The organism is Butyrivibrio sp. TB (genome assembly GCF_900110805.1).
Lineage (GTDB): Bacteria > Bacillota > Clostridia > Lachnospirales > Lachnospiraceae > Butyrivibrio > Butyrivibrio fibrisolvens_C.
Genome location: NZ_FOER01000030.1, coordinates 29,091 through 51,889, shown reverse-complemented (window position 1 = coordinate 51,889; position 22,799 = coordinate 29,091). Strand labels below are relative to the sequence as shown.

Below are 22,799 nucleotides of genomic sequence, written 5' to 3'. Positions count from 1 at the left end.
AAGCTTCATCAGCGCTAAACTCCGTTCGACTTGCATGTGTTAGGCACGCCGCCAGCGTTCATCCTGAGCCAGGATCGAACTCTCACTTTAAAATAATTGTTCTTTCCGGTTCAGACTTATGCTGACTTAATCAGAATAATTCTGCTCCACTGTTATTTCTAACAGCTTGATGGTGGCTAAACCATCAAAAATTTACTTTTGGTTTTTGTTCTTCTGAACATTCTGTCCTTCTTTAAAAAGAAGAACTGGAATTTTCAGGGTTGCATTACTGTTAAGTTGTCAAAGTGCTTTCAAAAGCTCTTGTCTTAAGGCTTTTAAGCTTTTGTGTCTTGGCTTTGTCCGCCGCAACGTGATTTATTTTAACTCGTTGCTAGTAACTTGTCAAGAACTTTTTAAATCATTTTTTGCTGCAACTCGTTGTCTGATGAAGCTCTCGCTCTTCAAAACAGCTCGTTTCTTACGCAGCGAAGATGATTATATCTTGATGCTGATTTTTTGTCAACATCTTTTTCGATTTTCTTTTTCTTATTTATAAGCGATTCGATCGCTCATATTTAAGGGACAAAAAAAGAACCTTGTAAACCTCTCAAGATTCTCTTTAAGCAAAAGCATTAAATCGAAAAACGGAGAAAGCGGGATTTGAACCCGCGCACCGGTCGCCCGGTCTACACCCTTAGCAGGGGCGCCTCTTCAGCCACTTGAGTATTTCTCCACATGTCTGAATAACCACTCTACCAAATGGTATAAATATTTGGTTCAGCATCTCTCCAGAAGCCGATCATACTACCTCGTATATCGAAATACTTCCTTCGCGACGCATCATTTATTATACAGATGACATTTCCTGTTTGTCAATCGTTTTACGCAATAATAATAAATATTTTTTTCAGACATTTACAAACTATTCTATTGATCATCTTGAACTGTATTTACAAAATCACACATTCGTAAAAATGCTATTCATGAAAGTGTTAAATCTGTTCATACAGATTGGTTCCCTCTGAGTCTATTACAACTATACAAGGGAAGTTCTCTACGTGAAGTCTTCTGATGGCTTCTGTTCCAAGATCATCATAGGCTATAACCTCAGATGAAGTTATGGCTTTAGATAGCAGGGCACCAGCTCCGCCTATTGCAGCAAAATACACTGCTTTATTCCTGACTATGGCATCCTGTACTTCCTTGGTTCTCTTACCCTTGCCTATCATGCCTCTAAGGCCAAGATCAAGAAGTGAGGGTGCATACTTGTCCATACGGCTTGCTGTTGTAGGACCGGCTGATCCTATAGGTCTTCCCGGTCTTGCAGGAGATGGTCCCATGTAATATATTATATTGCCATCAAGTTCAAAGGGGAGCTTCCCACTTTTTGAAAGAGCCTCTGACATTCTCTTATGAGCCGCATCTCTTGCTGTATATATAGTTCCGGTGATGTATATCATATCCCCGGCTTTTAACTTAGATGTATCCTCTTTGGTCAAAGGAGCATTAATATGGTATTCCATTTTTTAACCTCATGTCGCGAGCAAAGCGAGTGACTAATGGTTCAAATTGGTGGAGCTCGCGACACCAATTTGGGTTTGAAAGTGGAACACTTTCAAACTTAACCTCTCACAGTGTTCTGCTTATATGTCTGTTAACATGGCAACAGATGTTAACAGCAACAGGAAGTCCTGCTATATGTGTTGCATAGGTGTTTATATTAACGGCAAGCGCTGTAGTAGATCCGCCCAGTCCTCCGGGGCCTATACCTGTTGCATTGATACGCTCTAGCATCTCCTCTTCCATATCTCTAATATATGGTATATCCGAATGCTCTCCTGCAGGTCTTGTCAGTGCCTGCTTGGCCATAATAGCGCATTTTTCAAAGGTACCACCTATTCCTACTCCGACAACCATAGGAGGGCATGCGTTAGGGCCGGCATCCTTTACGGCTTGAAGTATGGCATTCTTCACTCCCTCTTCTCCGTCAGCAGGTTTGAGCATATAGATCTTGCTCATATTCTCGCTTCCAAAGCCCTTGGGGGCACAGGTGATCTCAACTTTGTCACCTGGTACTATCTCAAAATGGATCACGGCAGGAGTATTGTCTTTGGTATTTTCTCTTATAAGAGGATCTCCTACTACTGATTTTCTAAGATATCCTTCTGTGTATCCTTGTCTTACACCTTCATTGATCGCATCTGTGACACTTCCTCCTACAAGGTGTACTTCCTGTCCGACTTTTATAAATACAACGGCCATTCCTGTGTCCTGACAGATCGGGATCTTGTCAGTGTCAGCTATTTCAAGGTTCTTTTGAAGCTGAGTCAGTATGCTTTTTCCAAGGGGAGATTTCTCAGAAAGTGCATTATCATCAAGGGCTTTTTTCATATCAGGCGAAAGATGATAATTGGCAGAGATAACCATCTCTTTCACCGCAGTTGTTATATTACTAACATCAAGTTCGCGCATACTACCACCTATTATCAAAACTTAAGCTTTTTGCAGATGTCGCGAAGCTTGTCATCTTCGGGCTGCGTTGGTTTCCATGCTATTGTCTGTCCATCGTTAGTAAATCTTGGTATCACATGGAGATGAAAATGCTCTACAGTCTGTCCTGCAGCAGCTCCGTTGTTCTGAACAAGATTGACACCATCGCACTCAAGTGTATCTTTAAGTTTTTGAGCTACTTTCTTGGCAAGGATCATAGCTTTGCCAAGTGTTTCATCAGGAGTCTCAAAAACATTGGCGCTGTGATCTTTAGGGAGAATAAGTGCATGACCAAGGTTTGCAGGACCATTGTCCAGTATCACGTTGAACATATCATCTTCATAGATTGAATTAGTTGGGATATCCCCATTTGCAAGTTTACAGAAAATACAGTTATCGTTCTTCATACGCTCTCCTTTTGGTAGATTGTTTTTATTTTTTCTACATTATCATGTATTATACGGCTGCGACTTGCATCACAGCTGCATAGGTTTGATCTTACTGCCACGGATAAGGACCAGTGCTGTGCACACGATCATACCCATGATAAGTCCGCCTATATGAGCAGTGTTGTTAACACCGCCTTCAGTAAAGCCTGAAGCCACCATAAATACTACCACAAAAAGGCCCCTGTAAAGAAGGCTGCCTGCTGGTTTTCCTTCTCTTGCGGACCTTATTCTTTCATATGCAGTGAGAATGAGCAGAGCCCCGATAAGGCCAAATACTCCTCCACTTGCTCCTATTGAATAGCGCTCTATGTGTTTGAAATTCTCATAATATACAGATACAAGGTTGCCACCTATACCGGACATGAGATATATGAGTGCAAAGCCGATATGCCCTACACTTATCTCTATAAGTCCTCCTATAAAGAACAGCCCTATCATATTAGAAACAATATGGGATATATCTGCGTGGAGAAAGGTTGCAGTTATAAGCCTGTACAGCTGACCGCCATAATATACATTATCTGTGATCAAGGCTCCGCTGTCTGTAAGTCTGTTGCCAAGGATCATCTGACTTACAAAGAACAATATATTAAGAAGTAAAAAAATTATCATCACAAAGGAAGTAAGATATCTTCCATAAAAATCCCTATACCACTGCTGATCATACTTGGCCATAAAAAACTACTGCAAACCTCACATCCGTTAAATTTCGCGCTGTCACTTATCCAAAAACAAAAATCTGATCAAGCCCGCGCAAGAGCTTGAAATCGCCTTTCATCTTCATATTACCTGCCATAAATGCTCTCTGGAAGGTCATACGTCCTGTAACTATCTCATCAAGAGAATCCTTGGTCATAGAAAGTGCAACATCTATATCACTTGTTTCAGAAGCTATGACTTGTGTGACAAGACTATCCCTAATCGTTAAGAGCATGGTCTTCATGCCAGGTCTGTCCGTTACAGTTATAGCATATGTTCCCTGAACTTTATTATCAGGCCTGTAATGCTTTTTGAATGTATCTAAATAGTCTTCTGAAGTAGACGTGCGCTCATCATTTTTAAGTTTATCACGAAAAAGAGAAGAAAGCTCCTGAATATCAGCTTTTTGAGTTTGAACATATCTGTCATCAGAGACATACTTAGAAAGCTGTTCTGATTCCTGCGGAGTCAGATCGACGCTCTTGGTGAGAGATACTTTCTGCTTTACTACCTGATTGCTTGCAGGAAGGGCGGGGATTTTCTGCGAGATAGTCCTATAGAAGTTCTCGGCCTTTTTTTCTATAAGACGTATATAATCCTGATTGCTGTCAAAAAGTGAAGTATCAGCGATATAGCCGCATACTCCGTCGCAGGGAAGGCCTCCAAGTATCTCCCAGGCCGTCTCAAGGCTGGTCACGCCTTCGCGCTCTCCGTATGTAGTAGACATGATAACAGGCATCATGTACATGCGTCCTATCTTGTCCTTATCGCCATAAAGCCAGCATGCATCTAAAAATTCCATGAGATATCCGCCGATACCGTACCATTCAACTGTAGAAGACAAAATGATACCATCGGCATCTTTAAGTGTACCAGGAAGTGCTGTTATTGCATTCTTTTGATCGAACAGATTGAATCTTTGTACCTCGACATTGAGTTCTTTTAATACATCCGTCATTCTGTTTATCACATACAAAGACGGATCGTCAACAATGCCGCGGCCTCCGTAGTAAATGTTGATCTTCATGGCTTATGTGCTCCTCCATTATTAACCTCATGTCACGAGTAAAGCGAGTGACTAATGGTTCGAATTGGTGAAACTCGTGACACCAATTCGGGTTTGAAAGTGGAACACTTTCAAACTTTAACCTCATGTCCCAACACAACAGGCTGTAGAAAGGGAACGCCAGACAGTACAGAAAAGTACTTCTATTCCCAAAGACCATAATCATAATTAAGTATAGCACATCCGGTACATAGAAATACATCCATGTATTTCTGGACATGTCACGTTACTTCCTGTAACGGTACATAGAAATACATCCATGTATTTCTGGACATGTCACGTTACTTCCTGTAACGGTACATAGAAATACATCCCACCATCATCTATAGTCAAAGACGATATCTGAAAATCTGACTTCATCTCCGGGAACTATTCTTACAGGTTTTTGTGCCTGGAGTCTGCATCCGTTGTGGTATGTTCCATTGGTAGAGCCAAGGTCTATAAGGAACATGTTGCCGTTTTCTCTAAAAAGGCGCGCATGGATCCTGCTTATGGTCTTATGGGGTATCACGAAGTCAACACAGCCTTCCATCTTGCCTATTGTAAGAGGGAGCTTGTCGGTGCTTATCTGGATGCAGTTGTTAAGACCTCTACTGTAAAGGCGTCCCTGTTCCTTGACAGGACTGTCACTTAGGACTGTAGTTCCGGGATCCTTAGGGGCTGATGCATGTGCATATGTATCTGCCTTCCTTGATGCGAACATCTGGAGATTGGGCATAAGTACAGAGTGCGCTGCAGCTCCAAAAGCCTTCTCATCTGATCTTGCAAAAGCAAGATTGCCCGGGCCGAATGCACTAGAGCCTCCTTTTTCACAAGCTCCTCCGAATTCATTTCCGATTTCTTCATCTATATCAAAATCATCGTCTTCATATGACTTTGATCTTCTTTTCTTTTTTCTATACTCGTTTTTATTGGTCAAAGCAGAGTTTTTCTTTTCTGCTTCTTTTCTCTTCTTCACATGAGAGATCTCTGATCTTATGTTGTCATCAATCTCCTGCATCTCTAAGGTTTTGCGTTTATGACTTGCATATATAAGAGCGGCAATACCCATAGCAAATGTCACGCCTATAATAGAAAGAGAGATGATATTCTGTCTTGGAGTAAGAGGATATCGATATCTTATAGCAATACCAAGTAATCCTATTATTATAGAAAGTATTGAAAAGATATAATAACTCTTCATATCATTATCTTTTGACTTTCCTTTTGATGATGTATCTTCCTCTTCTGTTTCATCAAAATCTTCATAAAAGTCCGGGCTGGGAGTAGCCTGTACAGCACTTCTATCTGCGATATGTTCTACAGGCTGCTGCCCTTCTACTTGGCTTACTGTTTCAAGACTCTGTGCCATCTTGTCACGCATCATCCTTGCAATAACAGAGAGGTTGTATCCATTCTCTTCGACAAGCATACAGAATTCATATGCTGTATTTACCGCCTTCTCATCGTTATGATCAACTATATCTGTTAGTTCCATGGCAAAAGTTTCGATATCTTCTCTGTTATCTCCGGGAAGGCACATAAAGCGAAAGCTTCCGCGCGCAAGATCCACCATAACTGTATCCATTGTCATAACAAGGCTGTCTTCTTCAAGAAGGTATTCCGCCATATCTATGCAGGTCTTCTCAAGATCCGTGAAAAAATCTATAAGCTGCGAATAGTTCATTTTCTTACTTGCAAATCTGTCTGCAATACTCCTAAGGCCGTCAGCTTCATAATATAGAAAGGAATCAGAATTGATATTCCTAAGGCTGCAGGCCATAAGACCTTTGGTTTTCTGGGCTTCAAGCATCTTGTACCTGTAATCCCCTGTATCTATATCACCAAGACCAACTACCATGTAATTATGTGACAAGTCTCTTTCATAACGTATATTGTAATTCATTCTTAACCTCATGTCGCGAGTGAAACGAGTGACTAATGGTTCAAATTGATGGAGCTCGCGTCATCAATTTGAGGAGTTAATTCCTAATTAACTCCCTTGAAAATGGAACATTTTCAAACTACCCCTAACATATAATTGTAAGCAAAAAGTGATTTTTTAATCAGAAGTCAAAGCCTCTGTAAATACCTTATAAAGGTCATAAGCCCTTGTGAAAAGCCGGACTCTCTTGGCAGGTCTTGTATAACTTGCCTTCCAGGATATGGAAGATGCCCATTTACCCTGAGGATTTATGCCGTAATAGCTGGTCCCTCCATGGTAAGTCTCCATAGACAGAGTTACTTCGACATTATTAAACAGCCAGTCGCTGGAGGTCTGAACAGAGGGTTTATCACTTCCAAAATACCAGGATCCAAACTGCCAGTCGCTATTGTCAAGCGCATACTGCTCAGGCTCATCATCAGATATAACCGCACCTCTTAAAGCAAGAAGGTATGCATCCTGAGACATTATCACTCTGTCATACATCATAAAGCTCCAGTGTACGACCAAGACTATAACAAGTAATATGATAGGAAATATCAGTGACAGTTCTATAGTAAGGTATGCGCCCTGCAGCCTTTGAACTGTATCTTGTATATTCTTATGATCAATATCATCTTTTTGATAATGTGATCCTTTGGAATGATTTCTTGTATCAGATTCTTTTGGATAATATTCTTCCTTAAAAGGAATTATGGTATTAGATTCTTTTTTATCACAATCTACCTTCTCAGAATAATTATGATGTCTGTCTATAAGATCATATGCTGCAAAGTACACAGACTGCCCCCATTCCAGCCGCAAGGAAAGGAAGAAATGGTAACGACTCCTTTTTCCCGGCTTTTTTGAACATCAATAATCCTGCTGAAACAAAAGCTGATATCACAAGACCTGCGCACAAACCTATAAGCACATTGATAAGCCCAAATACAGGTCCCAGGAAAAGAATCATAAGTCCATCTCCATAACCTATCTGCTCCTTGGTAAGATATGAAAGTGCCAGCATAAAAGCGCCCGGCAAAAGTGAGCATATTTCCATATAGATAGTAGAATCATAAAAGAGCTGACATATACCGCAGATACAAGATATGCATCCTGCTATAACAAGGATTTTGACAGAAACGGATTTATTTTTGATATCATAGACAGCTGATATTACAAGGATCAGCATCATTAGAATTATAAAGATCATATTATTCCTTTCCTATTATCCACCGGCGCATACAGAACACGGTCTATATCCTTGCTCCTTGGCGGCCGATAGTTTAAGCGTTATTATGTCGCGGGTAAGCTGATGACAATCAAGACTTGAATGGTATCTTCTTCCATAATCTGTGTAATATACCGTTCCGGATGTTCCTCCGCCGCAGGTACTACAGGGATAATATATGGCTCCGCCTTTATTCCTTTTATCTTCTATCTCTATGTAAGGACAGTTATGTATATTCCTTGTAAGATAGGTGCAGCCTTTGTCCGTGTGATATACAGCTCCTGCTCTCTTAGCTATATATACGTCAGGATCTTCATCTTCCTGCTCCTCTTCCTGGTCAGAAGCAACTGCAAATCCTGACCAGTCATGGCCATAGTACCTTGCTTCCATCCTGATGTCAGAAAGGCCAAAGCACTTAAAATACGGATGCGTCGTATATACAGCTTCAAGCCCTACTTCACCTTCATTGGTCAGATTAAGAGGTGCTATGTATATCTCACCATCAAGGACTGGTGTTTCTAAGATACTTGATGGATCAAGATAATTCTTGACCATCATATACGTAACTGCCGAATCGAATACATTCCTTCCGGCAGTTTTGTAACTGTCAGGGATACCCGCCAGATCATCGAATATGGTGCCGCTCTCATCTCCTGTACTAAGCAGCTCCTCTCCAGCGCCAAGGACCATATCTGCTTCGAATCTAAGAAGACATATCTCATTGCCCGTCTGATGGAGAGCAATCTCTACCGCATTCTGAAGACGCAGCATTTCAAAAAGTGAAAATACTGTGACAAAGAACATCAGAAAAAGAGGTATTAGGATCGATGCCTCAAGTGTAATGGCAGCACCTGGCGATATCCTTTTCTTAGCGCCATGATCTGCCCGGAGAGGCTTATGCTTTTTGTTTTTATATATTTTTGTGATCGTGTCCGAAAAGGACACCCCCAGGTGCTTCATTACATCTACCTCATATCGTGAATAAATATGTAGCCGGAAACATTAAAAGATCCAAGCTTATAAAGCAGCTTCAGACCATGATCATCTAGGAGCTTCTTCATATCCGAAGAACCTTGTGAATTCATAGCTGTGACCACTCTCACCGTCATAGGTTACAGTAACTTTATAACAGTCTATACAGCCGTCTATCCTGAAGTTTGAATACCCGGGGACTTTACGTATATCAAGTTCCATGATATCCATCATGCGCTTTGTCTCTTCATCAACAGATCCTATTGCTTCATGAAGGAGCATCAGGATAAGAAGATATCCTTTATAATCAGGGCCGTAAGAATTGGAACCTGTCACTCCGTGAAGACCTGAAAAAAGATCTGTCTTCCAGGAATCATCTGTTTTTATGATGGGAACTTTGCCACCCGACATGAGCATGGCTACATCATTTCTGCCTTCTATAAAGGCGTAGACTGCTGTAAGAAAGAGCTTTACAAGTTCTGCCAGCGTAACTCCTATAACAGGAATAAGACATAGCGCTTCAGTTATTGGCGTTATCACAAGTCCGGGTTTAGAATCCGGTCTAAAAGCATATACATAATCAATGACACATCTTATAGCAAACAGCCACCATACGACTGCTGCCAGATTGCCTTTGTCTGTATTTTTTTTGCCGATAAGATATTCGATCTGATACTGAAGATGTGAATTTTCTTTGGGATGCTTGTAATAACCGAACTTTTCAAAAAGATATATATTAAAAAGTCCAAAGTTTTCAAAAACGTTGGCATCAAAATTATCAGAAAGACCTGTACCTTGAAGACAATTGCTGCGTCCTGTATAAACCGAGCCTGTATCAAAACTTGCATCAGATACAGTCTCTGACTCAGGTATTACAAGATCCAGGATCGAGAACTTCTTGGTCTGAGCATCCTGACCTGCAATATCAGACATAGTCTCCTGAGTCTGCCTGGCATCCTCAAGATCTACTTCATCTTCTGTATGACCTCCAAGGTCCTGATCAGAATTATCAGTAAATAAAGCTGATATCTTTTCAAATACGCCGACAACATTTTCAAAAAATGATATGTCTTCGCCGCCTGCGCCTTGTCCTTCAATATCGGACTTACCACTTGTAGCCTCTTCGGCACTTCCCAAAAGGCCTTCTAAAGGCTCAGCTTCAAGATATGAGAAAATCTGTCTCTGAACCACAGCGCTTCCGTTGTCACCTGCAAAGGTATACTCCGGAACACTGACATCCGCCAGAGAAAGCTCTGAGAAGTTACTGGTATTTAGAAGAAATTCTCCAATCTGGGATATGGTATTGCCATCGGTATTCGCACTTAGATAATAATCCAGTCTCTCTGTCATATTTGAAAGAGCGGGGGAGCCCTTGTCATAAGCGGTATCGACCATTAAAAGTCCATACTGCTGCCTAAGTGGTCTATTGTATTCACCAAGTACTGCGTTTCCAGCAATATCAGTAACTATCTCAACTTTCATCTTCTCTGCTCTTATTCTGGCGCCTGTAAAAAGCGCCAGTACAAGTGACAGAAGGATAGGCAGCATAAGAGCCATATAGATGGTAAGCGATGCACTTATTTTTGTATTAAAAGCTGCCTTGTTTCTACTCATTAGTATGTTGCAGCCTGGCTTACACCGCTATCAATTGTGCCGAATACTGTCTCAAGAACACCGTTGATGTTCTCCTTAAATACAAGAACAAGACCAATAAGAACCACGATGATCAGAACAATCTCAATAGTACCCATTCCGGCATTATCATCTGAAAGCTCTGCTGCAAAATCCCTGCACGCAAGACGATTCTGAGCCACTGCCTTCATAGCAGCAAACTTTGTTTTTACATTCTCCATTACTTTTTTCATGTTGTTTTCTCCTTTTTCATTTAAAGTATTTTGTTATTTTTGATATACAAGTTGTTTTATCTTATATATCTTTTTTATAGTCAGCAGTTTTAAAACCGCGAGCTACCTTTGATCAAAATGACGTAAACGCCGGATACATGATGATGACCATCACTATTCCAAGCATCAGCATCATGGGTGCAAGGAGCTTGGTGGTGACTTTCTCACCCGCTTTTCTTGCGATATTAAGCCTTTCTTCGGATGCCTTGGCTGCCTCCTGCTTTAGAAGCGGAAGGAGCGAGCTGTTTCCTTTTCTAAGGTTCTGTGACAGAAGGTTTACAAGCCTCGTATAAGGCTGGCTCCTGCACCTAAGACCAAACATCTCATAGGCCCTTGATTCAGATTCTCCTGCTCTTAGCTCATTGACCATGACTCTTATCTCCTCGTAGGCATACCTTTTGGGAAGCCCCCTTTGAAGGCTCTTTTCATAATCTATGCAGAGCTTTTCGAATATGCCGCGAAGCGTCATGCCGGCTCCAAGATACAGAACAAGCTTTGAGATTATCTGTGAATAATCTTTGATCATCTCTTCCTCGCGGTCTTTAATACTTGTTTTGAGCTGTTCGTCTTTGATGAAATATATGAGAACGCCTATGATCAAAACCATGATCATAAGAAGCATACTGTTGTCCTGTATGTTCTTCTTCCAGATTATGTGCTGATCGTTGAAACTATCGGGAAGAGTCTGATAGACTCCTGTAGATGAATCGTCACTGTTGGTCTTAATAAGATCCTTCATATAAGCATCTCTGGCTTCCTCATCGGTAAGGATCTTGGGATAGACCATGACGCTGAACTTCTGTTCAAATGTAAGATCCTGAGCTGTATACTTAGCTGTCAGATTAACAGCTATCCCTGCATCAGGAACTTCATCATTCCTGACCTGTCCTGTAAAGCCCAAAACTCTGTACTGATCGGATGTCCATTGGATCTTGAAGGGGTACCCTTCTATAGAACTGACAAGATTCAAGTCATTGTGAACTTCATCAAGAGATTTATTGTTTCCAAGGATTATCTTGTCCATGCGAGCTGCAAGATCTTTTTGCATATCTGTGAGCTCTTTATCTGTATACTTCCTTGCTTCTACTGTGACGTTATAGGTTCCTATAGTGTCACCGTCTTTATTTTCTGCTACAAGACTCTGGGAAGATGTAGCCCCTCCATAAGAAGATCTGGGAAGGCCGGTCTTTGAATCGATCACCTTCTCCTGCGTATTCTTCATGGCAAGGAATATCGCCATGATGCAGCCGGCAGCAATTATGATTATCGAAAGACCTATTTTTTTGATATAGTACTCTGCCGCCTGCTCTTCACCTTTATTGGTAGGTGTTAGGGTACTTAGATCACTTTTGATCTTACTGACCTCAAGAGTTCTCTTTCTTCTTATAAATCTTGAATAGATAAAGCAGGCTGCTCTGTATATATGTCCGGATATACCGGTATCATCAATACTTTCAGGAAGCTCTTCATATCTTGCTATAAAGCACAAAACCATGATCGCTATAAGAATAAGGGCATAAAAACCTGTTTTAATATATAAGTCCATACTCATCCCCCGATCATACCTTGATATCAATTATCTTCTCGATAACTGTATATGCCGCAAGATACACTGCAAGGCATACTGTCATTATCGCTATGCCTGCAAAGTTGCCATAAAGGCTGTCAAAAAAGCCAGGGTTCATGATGCCTACATAAGCCATGATGGCAAAGGGAACTATCTCCATGATCCTTGCTTCCATCTTGCCTGCACTTATCATTACGTCGATCTCTTTCTCAACATCTGTCTGAGTAGATATCTGTGATACAGTCTCTTCCAGCATCTGAGTTATGTTGCCGCCGCTTCTTTTTGCAACTGCAAATACGTTTGCAAACTCTCTAATATAGGAATTCTGAGTTCTCTCACCCATTTCAAACAGAAGATCTTCTAAGACTATATTGTTCCTAAGTCCTTTGCATACACGCCTTAGCTCTTTGCATATAGGTGACTGTTCTCCGTAGAGCTTCTTCATATCCTTGTAAGAAACTGCAAATGCATTCTCAAGAGCATATCCTGCCTTCTGGCTTGTAGCTACGGATATAAGTACATCTTTGAACTGCTGCCCTATCTCGTGATTTTGTCTTGTGATCCTCTCTTTTCTCATCTTCTCTACAAAAGGTACAAGGAGCGGCGCAAGAAATACCGTTACTAAAATCGAATGATAAAAAAGATAGCTGATGGTCATAAGTATTAAAACACCTGCAACAATTGACGGAATATCTTCTTTTTGAGGCTTTTGAAATAATTCTTTAAGCCTGCGATGGGAGTACCAGTCCGGCAGCTGCAAGCTTTTCTTTGTTTTTAAGTTCTCCAATTTTCCTCCACTCTCCTATAACTTTGCCGTTATCACTTTCTCCGGTTTCAACATATTGCCAGAGTACATTGAGCTTCACTTCACCAGTCTCCTCATCAAGGCCCCCCGGAACTTCGCATATCTCAAGGAGCTTCCTGCTCCTGTCTCTAAGTCTTCCAAGGTGGATGATAAGATCTATGCCTGATGAAAGCTGTCTTCTGATAGCACTAAGTGGTAGATCCATAGCCATCAGTATCATGGTCTCAAGTCTTGATAGCATATCCTTGGCGCTATTGGCATGGCCTGTACTCATACTTCCATCATGGCCTGTATTCATGGCCTGCACCATATCAAGAGCTTCTCCGCCTCTGACTTCTCCGACGATGATCCTGTCGGGACGCATACGAAGGCTTGACTTTATAAGGTCTCGTATAGAAATCTCTCTACAGCCTTCTACATTGGCATTTCGAGATTCCATTTTGACTATGTTGGGAACATGCAGAATCTGCAGTTCAGCGTTGTCTTCGATCGTGATGACGCGATCTGTGGATGGGATGCTGTCTGACAACGCATTTAGAAAGGTTGTTTTGCCGGAGCCTGTTCCTCCGCTTATAAAGATGTTATAGCCTGCTCTTACCAGAGTCTGAAGATCTTTGACTATATAGTCAGGAACAGAGCCAAAACCCATAAGCTTTTTCATATTGATGGGCTCGTCCGGGAATCTTCTTATAGTAACAATAGGTCCGTTTAGCGCTATAGGCGGAAGGACTATGTTAACTCTGGATCCGTTTTCCAGTCTTGCATCGACTATGGGAGATGCTTCATTTACGACTCTGTTACAGCCTGCTACGATCTTCTGGATCACATCTTCAAGCTTTTCCTTGGATTCAAAAGTAAGATCGTATTTGGAAAGGCGGCCGCTCTTTTCAATAAAGATATCGTCTTTGCCGTTGATCATGATCTCTGTAACTGTAGGATCATCTACAAGGTCCTGAAGTACGTCGAGCTTTCGCATTGCATGGAATAGCTCTGATCGAAGCATTCTTTTTTCAGAAAGGGTCATGACCATCTCGCTGCAGCTGGATATAACTTCCTTATCGATCATCTCAAGGATCTCATCATCGCTTATATCCCTTGTCATATCCATTGATGCAACAAGCCTTTTTCTGATATCTGTTTTTAAATTTTCTAGTTCAGCTCGCATCCTGTGCCTCCTTCATAGGAAGAGTCTTGGATGCTTCAAGGACATTTAATGCATAGACTTCCATGGCCTGATCTCCTGCTGTAAGTAGGCTGTCCGGAAGGTCGAATACCATGCTCTTATCAAGTATGCCGCCGTTACCTGTAAGGCGAAATGTTCGTCCGTAGTTTTCAAGCTTGGACAAAGAACATGGATCATCTCTTCTAATGGTGAATATCCTGTCGCACATATCAAGTATGTGAGTAAAGCCATCGGTTATCTCCGAAAGATCTATGATAAGATACTTATAAAGTCCCGTCTCTTCTATCTCTTTTAATAGTCTTCCCCATTCATCCCTGCCGACTCCTTTGAGTGTAAGAAATGATGTCGCAGGCGGGATTATATCAAGGCTTTCGTCCTTGACACAGACATTTTCAAGATAGAGTGAAAGCCTTTTGTTATCATTTTCAAAAAAGTATAGAAGATCCTGAAGATTCTGCCCTTTTCCTTTGGGTATTCCAAGATCTGATGCAAAAGGCTCAAGATTCATATAAAGACTTCTGTCTTTTCTGCTAAGGCTGCGTCCAAGTGCTCTTGCAAAGGTTGTCTGTCCGCACCTTTTGATGGGTGAATATACTCCGTATATTGTGAGCTTATCTTCACTTCCGCGCCTTTGGCTCAATGTATCAGGCTGATCCATACAAAAGCTCATTAGCTTTTGCATTATCTTGTCCATGGACTGGTACTTGGGCGTAGATCTTATCTCGATATCTTCATCATCTGATTCTATCCTGTTATAGCTTCCATCCTTGCCTGGCTCTTCAAGTACAAGGAGTCTGTCAAAACCTGCATCATGTACCTTCTCGTATACGCTTTGGGATATGACAAGAGCTATGGTCCTGCTTTTAAGGTCACTATCTGCTGCCATAAGATCATCCTGACTTGTAAAATCTACAATCTTAAAGGGGAGTTTTAAGCTCCTTCTTAGGTACTCATCCAGCCTGAAACAATAATCAGCCGTGGTGTCGCATAAAGCGATAATATTCCTTTTACTCATTTCTTCCTCTCAAAAAAAGGACGCAAAAAATGCGTTTCCAAAAATCTTATAATTAAAGGGATATGAATAACCGGCGATGCCGATCATCCTCACGAATGAATTTCGTGATCTTGTTCGTAATGAACTCGATGTATGAATACTAGCAGAAGATTTTTAAAAACGCAAGTTCTAATATGTAATTAATTTTTGACGTAATACCGCTTATTTTTATCCGTTATATTCTTTTTGAATATAATTATCTATAAATAGTATTAAAAAATAACCATAGCAGGCAAGTTAAGCATATGCACTTTGCCAGTCCTTATAAAGAGAATAGAAGCTGTATCGTATAGATATCAGGCTCTATATCCTCTATTAGTGTAAGGATCTGCTACAGTCTCGTTAAGGTGGCCCGGGCCGTAGGTAAGACCTGCAAATACATGCTGTGCTCCTTCTATAACAGAAGCTGCTTCATTGAGCTTTTCAAGCTCTTTGTAGCAATTGCGCATTTTCTCAAATATACTGATTATGTCATCAATATAATCGCCTTCACGTCTTATGGCTGCTGTTATAAGGTGTCTCTTGGCAAAGATATACAGCTGCATGAAAGTATGTGCTATCTCATAGTTCATGTTAAGAGATCTTATAAGCTCTGTGATGCAGTTCTGTGCTCTTGTAAGCTCAACGTCATATCTGTCATAGTCCTTTGCAAAAAGAGCTTTCTTGGCATCAGCAAGGTAGTCCAGAGTCATCTCATATAGGATAGTTATCATCTGGGTTTCATTAGCTTCTGATATTCTTCTGGTATAGCTGTTTATCTGTTCTTTGGTCATGGGCTCACTCTTTCTTTTAAATATATATTTATCATTGACATTTATAATAAACATTTCTAATTGGATATATTTAATTCTTTAAGTATTTTTTTAATCCTTTGAAATATCACAGGTGTTGGAGCCTTAGATCATCACTGGAGAAGCTGTAATACTTCACTTGGTCTTTCATTGGCCTGAGCCAGCATTGAGATTCCGGCTTGATCGAGGACTGTCTGAGTTGAATAGGTTGTCATCTCTTCTGCCATATCTACGTCCATGATCCTTGAATATGCTGCTGTCATATTCTCAATCGTGACATCAAGTGACTTATTGGTATGCTCAAGTCTGTTCTGGTAGGCACCAAGGCGGCTTCTTGCTGTTGAAACATATGCAAGTCCGTTCTTGATCTGCTCTATGGCAGCTCTTGAATCTTCTATGGTCTTGGTGTTGGTATTGTATATACCTATATTGGAAAGAGACATTGTAGGAATCCTGATATCAAGATACTGTCCTTCATTGGCACCAATCTGAACTGCCATGGCGCCGGTTGCTGTAAGTTCAAGTCCTATTGTTATAGGAGTTGTAGCAGGTATAGTCTCATCAACCTTGATCTGAACCTCCTGGCCTCTTGAGTTGTAGAATTTGATAATATCTCCATCTACAGCTATATTGTCATATACATTACCTTTAGAATCCGTAAGAACTCCTTTGGGAGATGTCATCTGACCGTCAACTATAGTAGGTACGATATTCCTTGTACCTGTTATAGGATCTTCTTCGAACTCACAGGTAAAATCTGTTATAGTAGCCATTCCGGCAGGAATCTCATCCGAGTATGTACTAACTGTGATATAAGGGTCCGTGACATATTTGCCAGTGCCGGGTTCACGGATAGTTGCATATCCTTTTAGATCAAAGGATCCGTCAAGGAGCTTCTGGCCGTTGAATTCTGTTGTATCGCATACTCTCTGAACTTCACTTTTTAGCTGCTGTATCTCTTCATCGATGATAGCTCTGTCATCGTCAGTATTGGTATCATTGCAGGCCTTTATGGTAAGCTCATTCATACGCTGGAGCATATCCTGTATCTCTGCAAGAACTCCGTCTGCTGTCTCAACTATGGAGATTCCGTCTGCGTTAGAGTCATCAGCTGTGTCAAGACTCTTGATCTGAGAGTTCATCCTTCTTGACATTGCAAGTCCTGAAGGGTTGTCCTTGGCATTGGCTATCTTGAGTCCGCTTGAAAGTCTTTCCAGGGATTCTGTAAGCTTGTTGTCAGTTGTTTTGAGTGCATTGTTTGCTACTAGAGCAGATACATTGTAATTAATCTTCATGGTACTTCTCCGTGTTCTAACTCTGGGCTTTAAGATTCTTCCATCATGGTAAGAGAATCTGTAACCGCTTTAATAAATAGTTCCGCTGTTTTTATAAGTCTCTTGTCAGTAGTATCTGCTTCCCTGCTAACTGCTGCCTTAGTACTTCCTCCTGTCTTTGATGCTGCGCCGTACATAATACTTATATCCTGTGACGATGCATCTCCTGTCATTATGTACTTTATATTGTCCATAAAGCGCCTTGTCTGCGATCGTCCCTGAGCAGATGTCGTCAACATTCCGGTGACTTTGGGCGCTATAGTATCTTGGTTATTGCCACTTTCATCTTCGGAAGAAGAAAGAGATAAATCCGCCTTAACTGTTCCGAAGTTTTCAGTTTCTATACTTGCTTCTATCCTTGAAGATTGTCCATCTCCCTGCCTAAAAGAAAGATGTAGTGAAACCTTAGAACTGCCCATATCAACCGGTATCTCATAACTTCCGGCATCAGACATTGCGCCTGCTATAGACAGCTGGGTGTAAAGGAGTTTATAAGCTCTTATGTCAATATATGTATCGGCAGTATTCATGGCTGTTTCAACTGTTTTAGACAGATTATCTATAGTATTTTTATATTCAGACAGGTTCTTAAGATTATCCAGAGCTTTATCTATGGCATCATCTGAATCTTCATCTGACTTTTCAAAAGTACTGTCATCTTTATTTTTGATCCTGCTTCTTAGCTGATTCCAGATATTTTTTGTATTATATTTGATCCTTGATGCTATTAGCTCATTCATTGCTTCAAGATTTCGAACTGTTACAGGAATCTTGGAATCTTTGAGCTCTTCTTCGCTTTGTGAGCAAAGCTCATCTGCAAGAACATCCCTTATGTCCTGAAGCTGTCTTTGGTTATATTCTCTTTCTAAAGCTTTACTTTCCTCGCCTTCACTTTCTACCATAGCATCTGCAAATTCGGGAAGTGTAGCTTCCAAGATGTCATTGCCCTTATCTTCAAAGGACAGCATCTTCTCAGGGCTTATATGCTCATAGGCTCTGTCAGCCTTGCCTGCATAATATCTAAAAGCGGTCTCTATCTGCACATCTATTGAAACACTCTTAAATCCACCGCTTTCAAGACCTCCAAACTCATCATCAATCTTATAATCCATGCCGCGTTTTGACCTTTGAAGAGTTCTGCTTGCGCCAAGGAGGTTGCCTATAGTCATTTCAGATCCTGACATAAGCACTGTTCCTATAGCTGCATGATCCGTTGCTTTGAGATTTTCAAAAAGTCTGTAGATGCCTATATAGGACTCTTTCTCCTTATCATTAATCTGACCTGAATGCTCTAATTTGTACAAAAATCTCGAAAACTTCTCGTTTCTTTCATCCGGATTCTTGTCCTTATCTGAAAGATATGATGACAGCTCATCAAGAGTCATCTTAAGAGGATTGCGGCCTTCCCTTATCATGTCAAGGACAGCCCCTGGCTTTAACTTATCTATGGTATCAACAAGCTTAGAATCCCAGCTTCTTACTGTCTCTACGCTTATCCTTGTAACTTCTGTGTGATTGTATGAAAGAATGCGGACTGCGCGCCTGTTATCATCGTTTGTCTCAAGATCCATATCTTTTAACAGCTCATCAACATTCCTAAAAGCCTTCTTGATACTGTCACCAAGATCTGCTCTTACCGCGGTGCCAACAGCTTCGTAGGTCTTCTGGGCTTTGTCATAATCAGCCTTTATAATCGATGATCTATTGAATATGTCTTCAAGAGTCGCTGACTTAAATTCCTTGGTAAGCGCACCGACTACAGCTGCAGGAGACTGTTTGACAGCCTCTATATCTTCATTAGTATTTCTATACAGATCGTATAACTTATCAGCATCACTTCTATCCGGGAAAAGAGCTTTGGCAATCTGAAGCTGGGCATTTCTGATATCTTCCATTGACTTCTCTACATAGGAAGTGTCTATCTCTATACCGCTTCGAAGAAGTCTAAGGTTAACCTCTGTGCTCATCTCGAATCTTATTTCTTCAAGATAAAGACTCTTTTTAAGGCTTACTGCCTTTTGTACAAGGCTTCTTGGATCTATGAGATTTCCTTCAGACGCTTTCTTTCCATCTGCTATTGACGCTGCTGCAGCTTCTATTATCTTTTCCTTAGAAAGAGGGAATGATAAATCTGCAAGGTCTTTTTTCTTTTGAAGGGTATCTGTTGTAAGTCTAAGGCCGTCTTTTAGAAGCTGCCTTGCCATATCCTTAATGTCTTCGTCTTGCGTGTCAAAGCCTGCCTCTTCTATGACTTCAAGGATAGAAGCATCAAGATCTTCATATGTATCATCCTGTGCAATCTTATTAAGATAGCCACCTTCCATGTAGTAAGAGCTGTGCCCTGTCTTTGGTCCTCCAACTGCGTGATCTGCAAGGTAGAGATTGTCAATGGAAGGTTCTAAATTGTTATCAATAAGAAAGTTTTTGGATTCATCTTTGGGCGCACTACTTAGAAGCGCACCCTTTTCAAGCGCGCCAAGAACATCTTCGATATTATCTTTGGTAAGAGGGATGTCATGGTGCTCAAAAGAAGCTTCTATATCTCTTGCAAGAGAGCTGCTGCCTGTGATCTTGGATAGAGTCTCAACATCAAGATCATCATTGAATCCATCTATAACCTGTCCTGACTCAAGAAGGGCTGTCTTGACCTTATCAAGTATAGTCACAGCTTCTGAAGGCTCAAGGTCTTTGGGATCAAAGCCGTCTTCTCTTGCCTTACGGTAGTCACTTTCTGTCATTGTATGAGACATTACTACATCAAAATTATGGAAGCTTTCAAAATCCGCAGCTTCTCTTCCAAGGCCATTAACAAGTGTACTTGTCTTAGCGCTATAGCCTTCTGTATCATGCCTTATAGATCCAAACTCCACATCAAGGCAAGGGTCTATGCTCATGGGTTTACTATACCCTGCGCCTTTGATACTGCCTGCTCCAAATGGTCTATAGGAATCGCTTCCAGGAAGGTGCGCGTTCTTTTCTGTTTTGTTATCTTCAGGGGATGCCATAAACTGTCCCAGCGCCGATACATTTGTCATATAAAACCTCAAAATGCTTTCTCTGCCGGCACATCCTGTTATGGCTTGGAGAAAAAAATAAAGTGCGGCTGCATATCCTTTGCAGTCACACTTTATTTCGGCACATTATATCAGATTCTTAACCGTATTTGATTTTTGGCTTTTATTTAATGATATACTTTCGTGTTTTGGAGCTTTTTGGTCTCTGTTTTTTTATCGGCCTTCTTTTCATCAGCCTTCTTAGTAGCGGCTTCTTTTTTATCGGACTTTTTATCATCAGCTTTTTTATCTACAGACTTCTTTGTAGCAGTCTTTTTTTCAGCCGTTTTTTTAACTGCTTTGGAAGTTGAAGCTTTTGGGTCACTATCAGCACTTTCCTCTGCCTTTTCAGACTTGGATGTACGAAGGGTACGTTCCTTGCGCTGAGATCTTACTATAGTATCTTTGTTGGAAGGATCCTGGAACAGGAACACTTCTGCTGCATATGGTGGAAGATCAAAGGTAATCGAATAATCCTTGTAATCGCAAAGCCCCTGCTGCGCTTTGATCTTATCAGGAACTCCTGTTCCCATGCCGCCAAATCTTGGATCAGCACTATCAAGAAGGTGAGTATAGGTTCCTGCAAATGGAACGCCTACCTTGAATCCCTTCCACTCCATAGGGGTAAAATTGATTACGAATAAAAGGTTGTCCTTGCCATCTGATGCCTTGCGGACAAAGCTGAAGGTGCTTCTGTCAGAATCATCTGCATTGATCCATTCAAAGCCGCCCCAGTTATTATCAATCTCGTGAAGGGCAGGATACTTGTTATAGAGTTTTAATAGCTCTGCAACATAGTCCTTCATCCCTCTGTGAAGAGGCTCTGCAAGAAGTCCCCAGTCAAGTTCTCTCTTCTCACTCCACTCACGCTTTTGGCCAAATTCCTGACCCATGAAAAGGAGCTTTTTGCCGGCATGTCCGAACATAAATGTATATCCGGCCCTAAGGTTAGCAAACTTATCTGTCTCATAGCCCGGCATCTTCTCAAGCATAGAACACTTAAGATGTACTACTTCATCATGGGACAGAGGAAGGATATAGTTCTCAGCTTCGTTATAGCTCATAGCAAAGGTCATCATGTTATGAGCACCCTTACGGAAATATGGATCAAGCTTCATATATTCACAGAAATCGTGCATCCAGCCCATGTTCCACTTAAATGAAAATCCAAGGCCGCCATCATCTAGCTTGCCTGTGATCTTGGGCCATGCTGTAGACTCTTCTGCTACAGTCATAAATCCAGGGTATGTACCGTGTATAACGCTGTTTAAGTGCTTGAAGAATTCTATAGCTGCAAGGTTTTCATTGCCGCCGTATTTATTAGGAACCCACTGGCCGTCTTTTTTGCCATAATCAAGATAGAGCATTGATGCTACTGCATCTACTCTTATTCCGTCGATGTGGAATTTACGGATCCAGTAAAGTGCGTTAGCTATGAGGAAGTTCTTGACTTCATTTTTTTCAAGATTAAAGATCTTGGTACCCCAGTCAGGATGCTCTCCCTTGCGAGGGTCCGGATCTTCATAGATACACTGGCCGTCAAAGCGGGCAAGACCATGGGCATCAGGGCAGAAATGCGCCGGTACCCAGTCAAGGATAACTCCTATATTGTTCTCATGGAGAAGGTTTACAAGATACATGAAGTCTACAGGCTCGCCATATCTGGATGTCGGTGCATAATAGCCTGTTACCTGATAGCCCCATGAGCCGTCAAAGGGATGCTCAGCTATACCCATAAGCTCGATATAGTTATAGTTCATCTCCTTAAGATACTCTACTATGCGGTCAGCGAACTGACGATAAGTATAGAAGCCGTCTTCGGTTCCGTCAGGATGTTTCATCCAGGAACCGATATGGCATTCATAGATAGCTATTGGCTGTTTGTTGAGATCTTTTTTGGATATCTCACTTGTCCATTTATCATCAGACCATGTAAAAGCGGAAAGGTCTGTTGTGCGGGATGCTGTACCCGGTCTTAGTTCTGCAAAATTAGCATAGGGATCAGCTTTGTAAAGCTTCTCACCACTCGGCGTAGTAATCAGGTATTTGTATAACTCACCTACTCCTACTCCGGGAATAAATAACTGCCAGATGCCGGATTTGAGTCTTTCCATTTTGTGGACTTCTTCATTCCAGCCGTTAAAGGAACCTATTACATGAACACTTGCTGCGTTTGGGGCCCATACAGCAAAAAACATACCGTTTTTGCCATTTTCCACAGAAGGATGAGCGCCAAGTTTTTCGTAGATTTCATAATGAGTACCGTTACCGAACAGATACTCATCAGCTTCAGAGATAAATACCTTTTTAACCATACAA

19 protein-coding genes, 1 tRNA gene and 1 rRNA gene are annotated in these 22,799 nt (G+C 41.3%); all 21 read right to left on the bottom strand.

What is annotated here, in order from left to right:
• Positions 1–90: ribosomal RNA gene (locus BMX21_RS16715) — 16S ribosomal RNA — on the bottom strand; the annotation flags it as partial.
• Between the two features lie 534 nt (positions 91–624).
• Positions 625–712: transfer RNA gene (locus BMX21_RS16710), tRNA-Ser, on the bottom strand.
• A 259-nt stretch (positions 713–971) separates the two neighbouring features.
• Positions 972–1,502, bottom strand: coding sequence for a Fe-S-containing hydro-lyase (locus BMX21_RS16705; protein WP_022756250.1), 531 nt, complete (start codon positions 1,500–1,502; stop codon positions 972–974).
• Between the two features lie 106 nt (positions 1,503–1,608).
• Entirely contained in the window at positions 1,609–2,451 is an 843-nt protein-coding gene (locus BMX21_RS16700; protein WP_092046070.1) for a fumarate hydratase, read from the bottom strand.
• 14 nt (positions 2,452–2,465) lie between these two features.
• On the bottom strand, positions 2,466–2,876 hold the full coding sequence (locus BMX21_RS16695; RefSeq protein ID WP_022755225.1) for an HIT family protein: 411 nt from the start codon (positions 2,874–2,876) through the stop codon (positions 2,466–2,468).
• 69 nt (positions 2,877–2,945) lie between these two features.
• Complete coding sequence (locus BMX21_RS16690) at positions 2,946–3,593, bottom strand: rhomboid family intramembrane serine protease (protein WP_051212048.1); 648 nt, start codon at positions 3,591–3,593, stop codon at positions 2,946–2,948.
• A gap of 46 nt (positions 3,594–3,639) precedes the next feature.
• Positions 3,640–4,644, bottom strand: a complete 1,005-nt coding sequence (locus BMX21_RS16685; RefSeq protein ID WP_092046068.1) for an SCP2 sterol-binding domain-containing protein — start codon at positions 4,642–4,644, stop codon at positions 3,640–3,642.
• A 358-nt stretch (positions 4,645–5,002) separates the two neighbouring features.
• Positions 5,003–6,568 carry a DUF6382 domain-containing protein gene (locus BMX21_RS16680; RefSeq protein WP_177174087.1) on the bottom strand — a complete coding sequence of 522 codons (1,566 nt, stop codon included), beginning with the start codon at positions 6,566–6,568 and terminating at the stop codon, positions 5,003–5,005.
• A 156-nt stretch (positions 6,569–6,724) separates the two neighbouring features.
• The gene (locus BMX21_RS16675) at positions 6,725–7,387 is read right to left on the bottom strand and encodes a TadE/TadG family type IV pilus assembly protein (RefSeq protein WP_092046065.1); all 663 of its coding nucleotides are present in this window, start codon (positions 7,385–7,387) and stop codon (positions 6,725–6,727) included.
• Complete coding sequence (locus tag BMX21_RS16670; RefSeq protein ID WP_092046063.1) at positions 7,368–7,799, bottom strand: A24 family peptidase; 432 nt, start codon at positions 7,797–7,799, stop codon at positions 7,368–7,370. Before BMX21_RS16670 ends, BMX21_RS16675 begins: the two co-directional genes overlap by 20 nt.
• Before the next feature lie 15 nt (positions 7,800–7,814).
• A complete protein-coding gene (locus BMX21_RS16665) occupies positions 7,815–8,777 on the bottom strand; it encodes a hypothetical protein (protein ID WP_092046061.1) in 963 nt (320 codons plus the stop codon).
• A gap of 81 nt (positions 8,778–8,858) precedes the next feature.
• Positions 8,859–10,403 carry a DUF5702 domain-containing protein gene (locus BMX21_RS16660; protein WP_027205024.1) on the bottom strand — a complete coding sequence of 515 codons (1,545 nt, stop codon included), beginning with the start codon at positions 10,401–10,403 and terminating at the stop codon, positions 8,859–8,861.
• Positions 10,403–10,654 carry a Flp1 family type IVb pilin gene (locus BMX21_RS16655; protein WP_242952947.1) on the bottom strand — a complete coding sequence of 84 codons (252 nt, stop codon included), beginning with the start codon at positions 10,652–10,654 and terminating at the stop codon, positions 10,403–10,405. Before BMX21_RS16655 ends, BMX21_RS16660 begins: the two co-directional genes overlap by 1 nt.
• Positions 10,655–10,766: 112 nt before the next feature.
• A complete protein-coding gene (locus tag BMX21_RS16650; RefSeq protein ID WP_177174086.1) occupies positions 10,767–12,239 on the bottom strand; it encodes a type II secretion system F family protein in 1,473 nt (490 codons plus the stop codon).
• A gap of 13 nt (positions 12,240–12,252) precedes the next feature.
• Positions 12,253–13,047: a type II secretion system F family protein gene (locus BMX21_RS16645; RefSeq protein WP_143057280.1), complete on the bottom strand. Its 795-nt coding sequence runs from the start codon at positions 13,045–13,047 to the stop codon at positions 12,253–12,255.
• Positions 12,983–14,230: a CpaF family protein gene (locus tag BMX21_RS16640; RefSeq protein WP_027205022.1), complete on the bottom strand. Its 1,248-nt coding sequence runs from the start codon at positions 14,228–14,230 to the stop codon at positions 12,983–12,985. The genes BMX21_RS16645 and BMX21_RS16640 overlap by 65 nt, the downstream gene beginning before the upstream one ends.
• Positions 14,220–15,263, bottom strand: a complete 1,044-nt coding sequence (locus BMX21_RS16635; RefSeq protein ID WP_092046057.1) for a P-loop NTPase family protein — start codon at positions 15,261–15,263, stop codon at positions 14,220–14,222. The genes BMX21_RS16640 and BMX21_RS16635 overlap by 11 nt, the downstream gene beginning before the upstream one ends.
• Before the next feature lie 335 nt (positions 15,264–15,598).
• Positions 15,599–16,075, bottom strand: a complete 477-nt coding sequence (locus BMX21_RS16630; protein WP_022755560.1) for a flagellar export chaperone FliS — start codon at positions 16,073–16,075, stop codon at positions 15,599–15,601.
• Positions 16,076–16,206: 131 nt separating this feature from the next.
• On the bottom strand, positions 16,207–17,388 hold the full coding sequence (locus BMX21_RS16625) for a flagellin N-terminal helical domain-containing protein (RefSeq protein WP_022755561.1): 1,182 nt from the start codon (positions 17,386–17,388) through the stop codon (positions 16,207–16,209).
• A 29-nt stretch (positions 17,389–17,417) separates the two neighbouring features.
• Complete coding sequence (locus tag BMX21_RS16620) at positions 17,418–20,462, bottom strand: DUF6240 domain-containing protein (RefSeq protein ID WP_092046053.1); 3,045 nt, start codon at positions 20,460–20,462, stop codon at positions 17,418–17,420.
• A gap of 146 nt (positions 20,463–20,608) precedes the next feature.
• Positions 20,609–22,795 (bottom strand): 1,4-alpha-glucan branching protein GlgB, encoded by a 2,187-nt coding sequence (gene glgB / locus BMX21_RS16615; RefSeq protein WP_092046050.1) that lies wholly within the window; start codon positions 22,793–22,795, stop codon positions 20,609–20,611.
• Positions 22,796–22,799: the final 4 nt, after the last annotated feature.

Excerpts from the sequence above, each read along its gene's own strand:
- BMX21_RS16685 (WP_092046068.1), bottom strand. The coding sequence starts at position 4,644 with ATGAAGATCAACATTTACTACGGAGGCCGCGGCATTGTTGACGATCCG.
- BMX21_RS16705 (WP_022756250.1), bottom strand. The coding sequence starts at position 1,502 with ATGGAATACCATATTAATGCTCCTTTGACCAAAGAGGATACATCTAAG.
- BMX21_RS16620 (WP_092046053.1), bottom strand. The coding sequence starts at position 20,462 with ATGACAAATGTATCGGCGCTGGGACAGTTTATGGCATCCCCTGAAGAT.
- BMX21_RS16640 (WP_027205022.1), bottom strand. The coding sequence starts at position 14,230 with ATGCGAGCTGAACTAGAAAATTTAAAAACAGATATCAGAAAAAGGCTT.
- BMX21_RS16690 (WP_051212048.1), bottom strand. The coding sequence starts at position 3,593 with ATGGCCAAGTATGATCAGCAGTGGTATAGGGATTTTTATGGAAGATAT.
- BMX21_RS16680 (WP_177174087.1), bottom strand. The coding sequence starts at position 6,568 with ATGAATTACAATATACGTTATGAAAGAGACTTGTCACATAATTACATG.
- BMX21_RS16655 (WP_242952947.1), bottom strand. The coding sequence starts at position 10,654 with ATGAAAAAAGTAATGGAGAATGTAAAAACAAAGTTTGCTGCTATGAAG.
- BMX21_RS16695 (WP_022755225.1), bottom strand. The coding sequence starts at position 2,876 with ATGAAGAACGATAACTGTATTTTCTGTAAACTTGCAAATGGGGATATC.
- BMX21_RS16630 (WP_022755560.1), bottom strand. The coding sequence starts at position 16,075 with ATGACCAAAGAACAGATAAACAGCTATACCAGAAGAATATCAGAAGCT.
- glgB (WP_092046050.1), bottom strand. The coding sequence starts at position 22,795 with ATGGTTAAAAAGGTATTTATCTCTGAAGCTGATGAGTATCTGTTCGGT.
- BMX21_RS16700 (WP_092046070.1), bottom strand. The coding sequence starts at position 2,451 with ATGCGCGAACTTGATGTTAGTAATATAACAACTGCGGTGAAAGAGATG.
- BMX21_RS16625 (WP_022755561.1), bottom strand. The coding sequence starts at position 17,388 with ATGAAGATTAATTACAATGTATCTGCTCTAGTAGCAAACAATGCACTC.
- BMX21_RS16660 (WP_027205024.1), bottom strand. The coding sequence starts at position 10,403 with ATGAGTAGAAACAAGGCAGCTTTTAATACAAAAATAAGTGCATCGCTT.
- BMX21_RS16670 (WP_092046063.1), bottom strand. The coding sequence starts at position 7,799 with ATGATCTTTATAATTCTAATGATGCTGATCCTTGTAATATCAGCTGTC.
- BMX21_RS16665 (WP_092046061.1), bottom strand. The coding sequence starts at position 8,777 with ATGAAGCACCTGGGGGTGTCCTTTTCGGACACGATCACAAAAATATAT.
- BMX21_RS16650 (WP_177174086.1), bottom strand. The coding sequence starts at position 12,239 with ATGGACTTATATATTAAAACAGGTTTTTATGCCCTTATTCTTATAGCG.
- BMX21_RS16635 (WP_092046057.1), bottom strand. The coding sequence starts at position 15,263 with ATGAGTAAAAGGAATATTATCGCTTTATGCGACACCACGGCTGATTAT.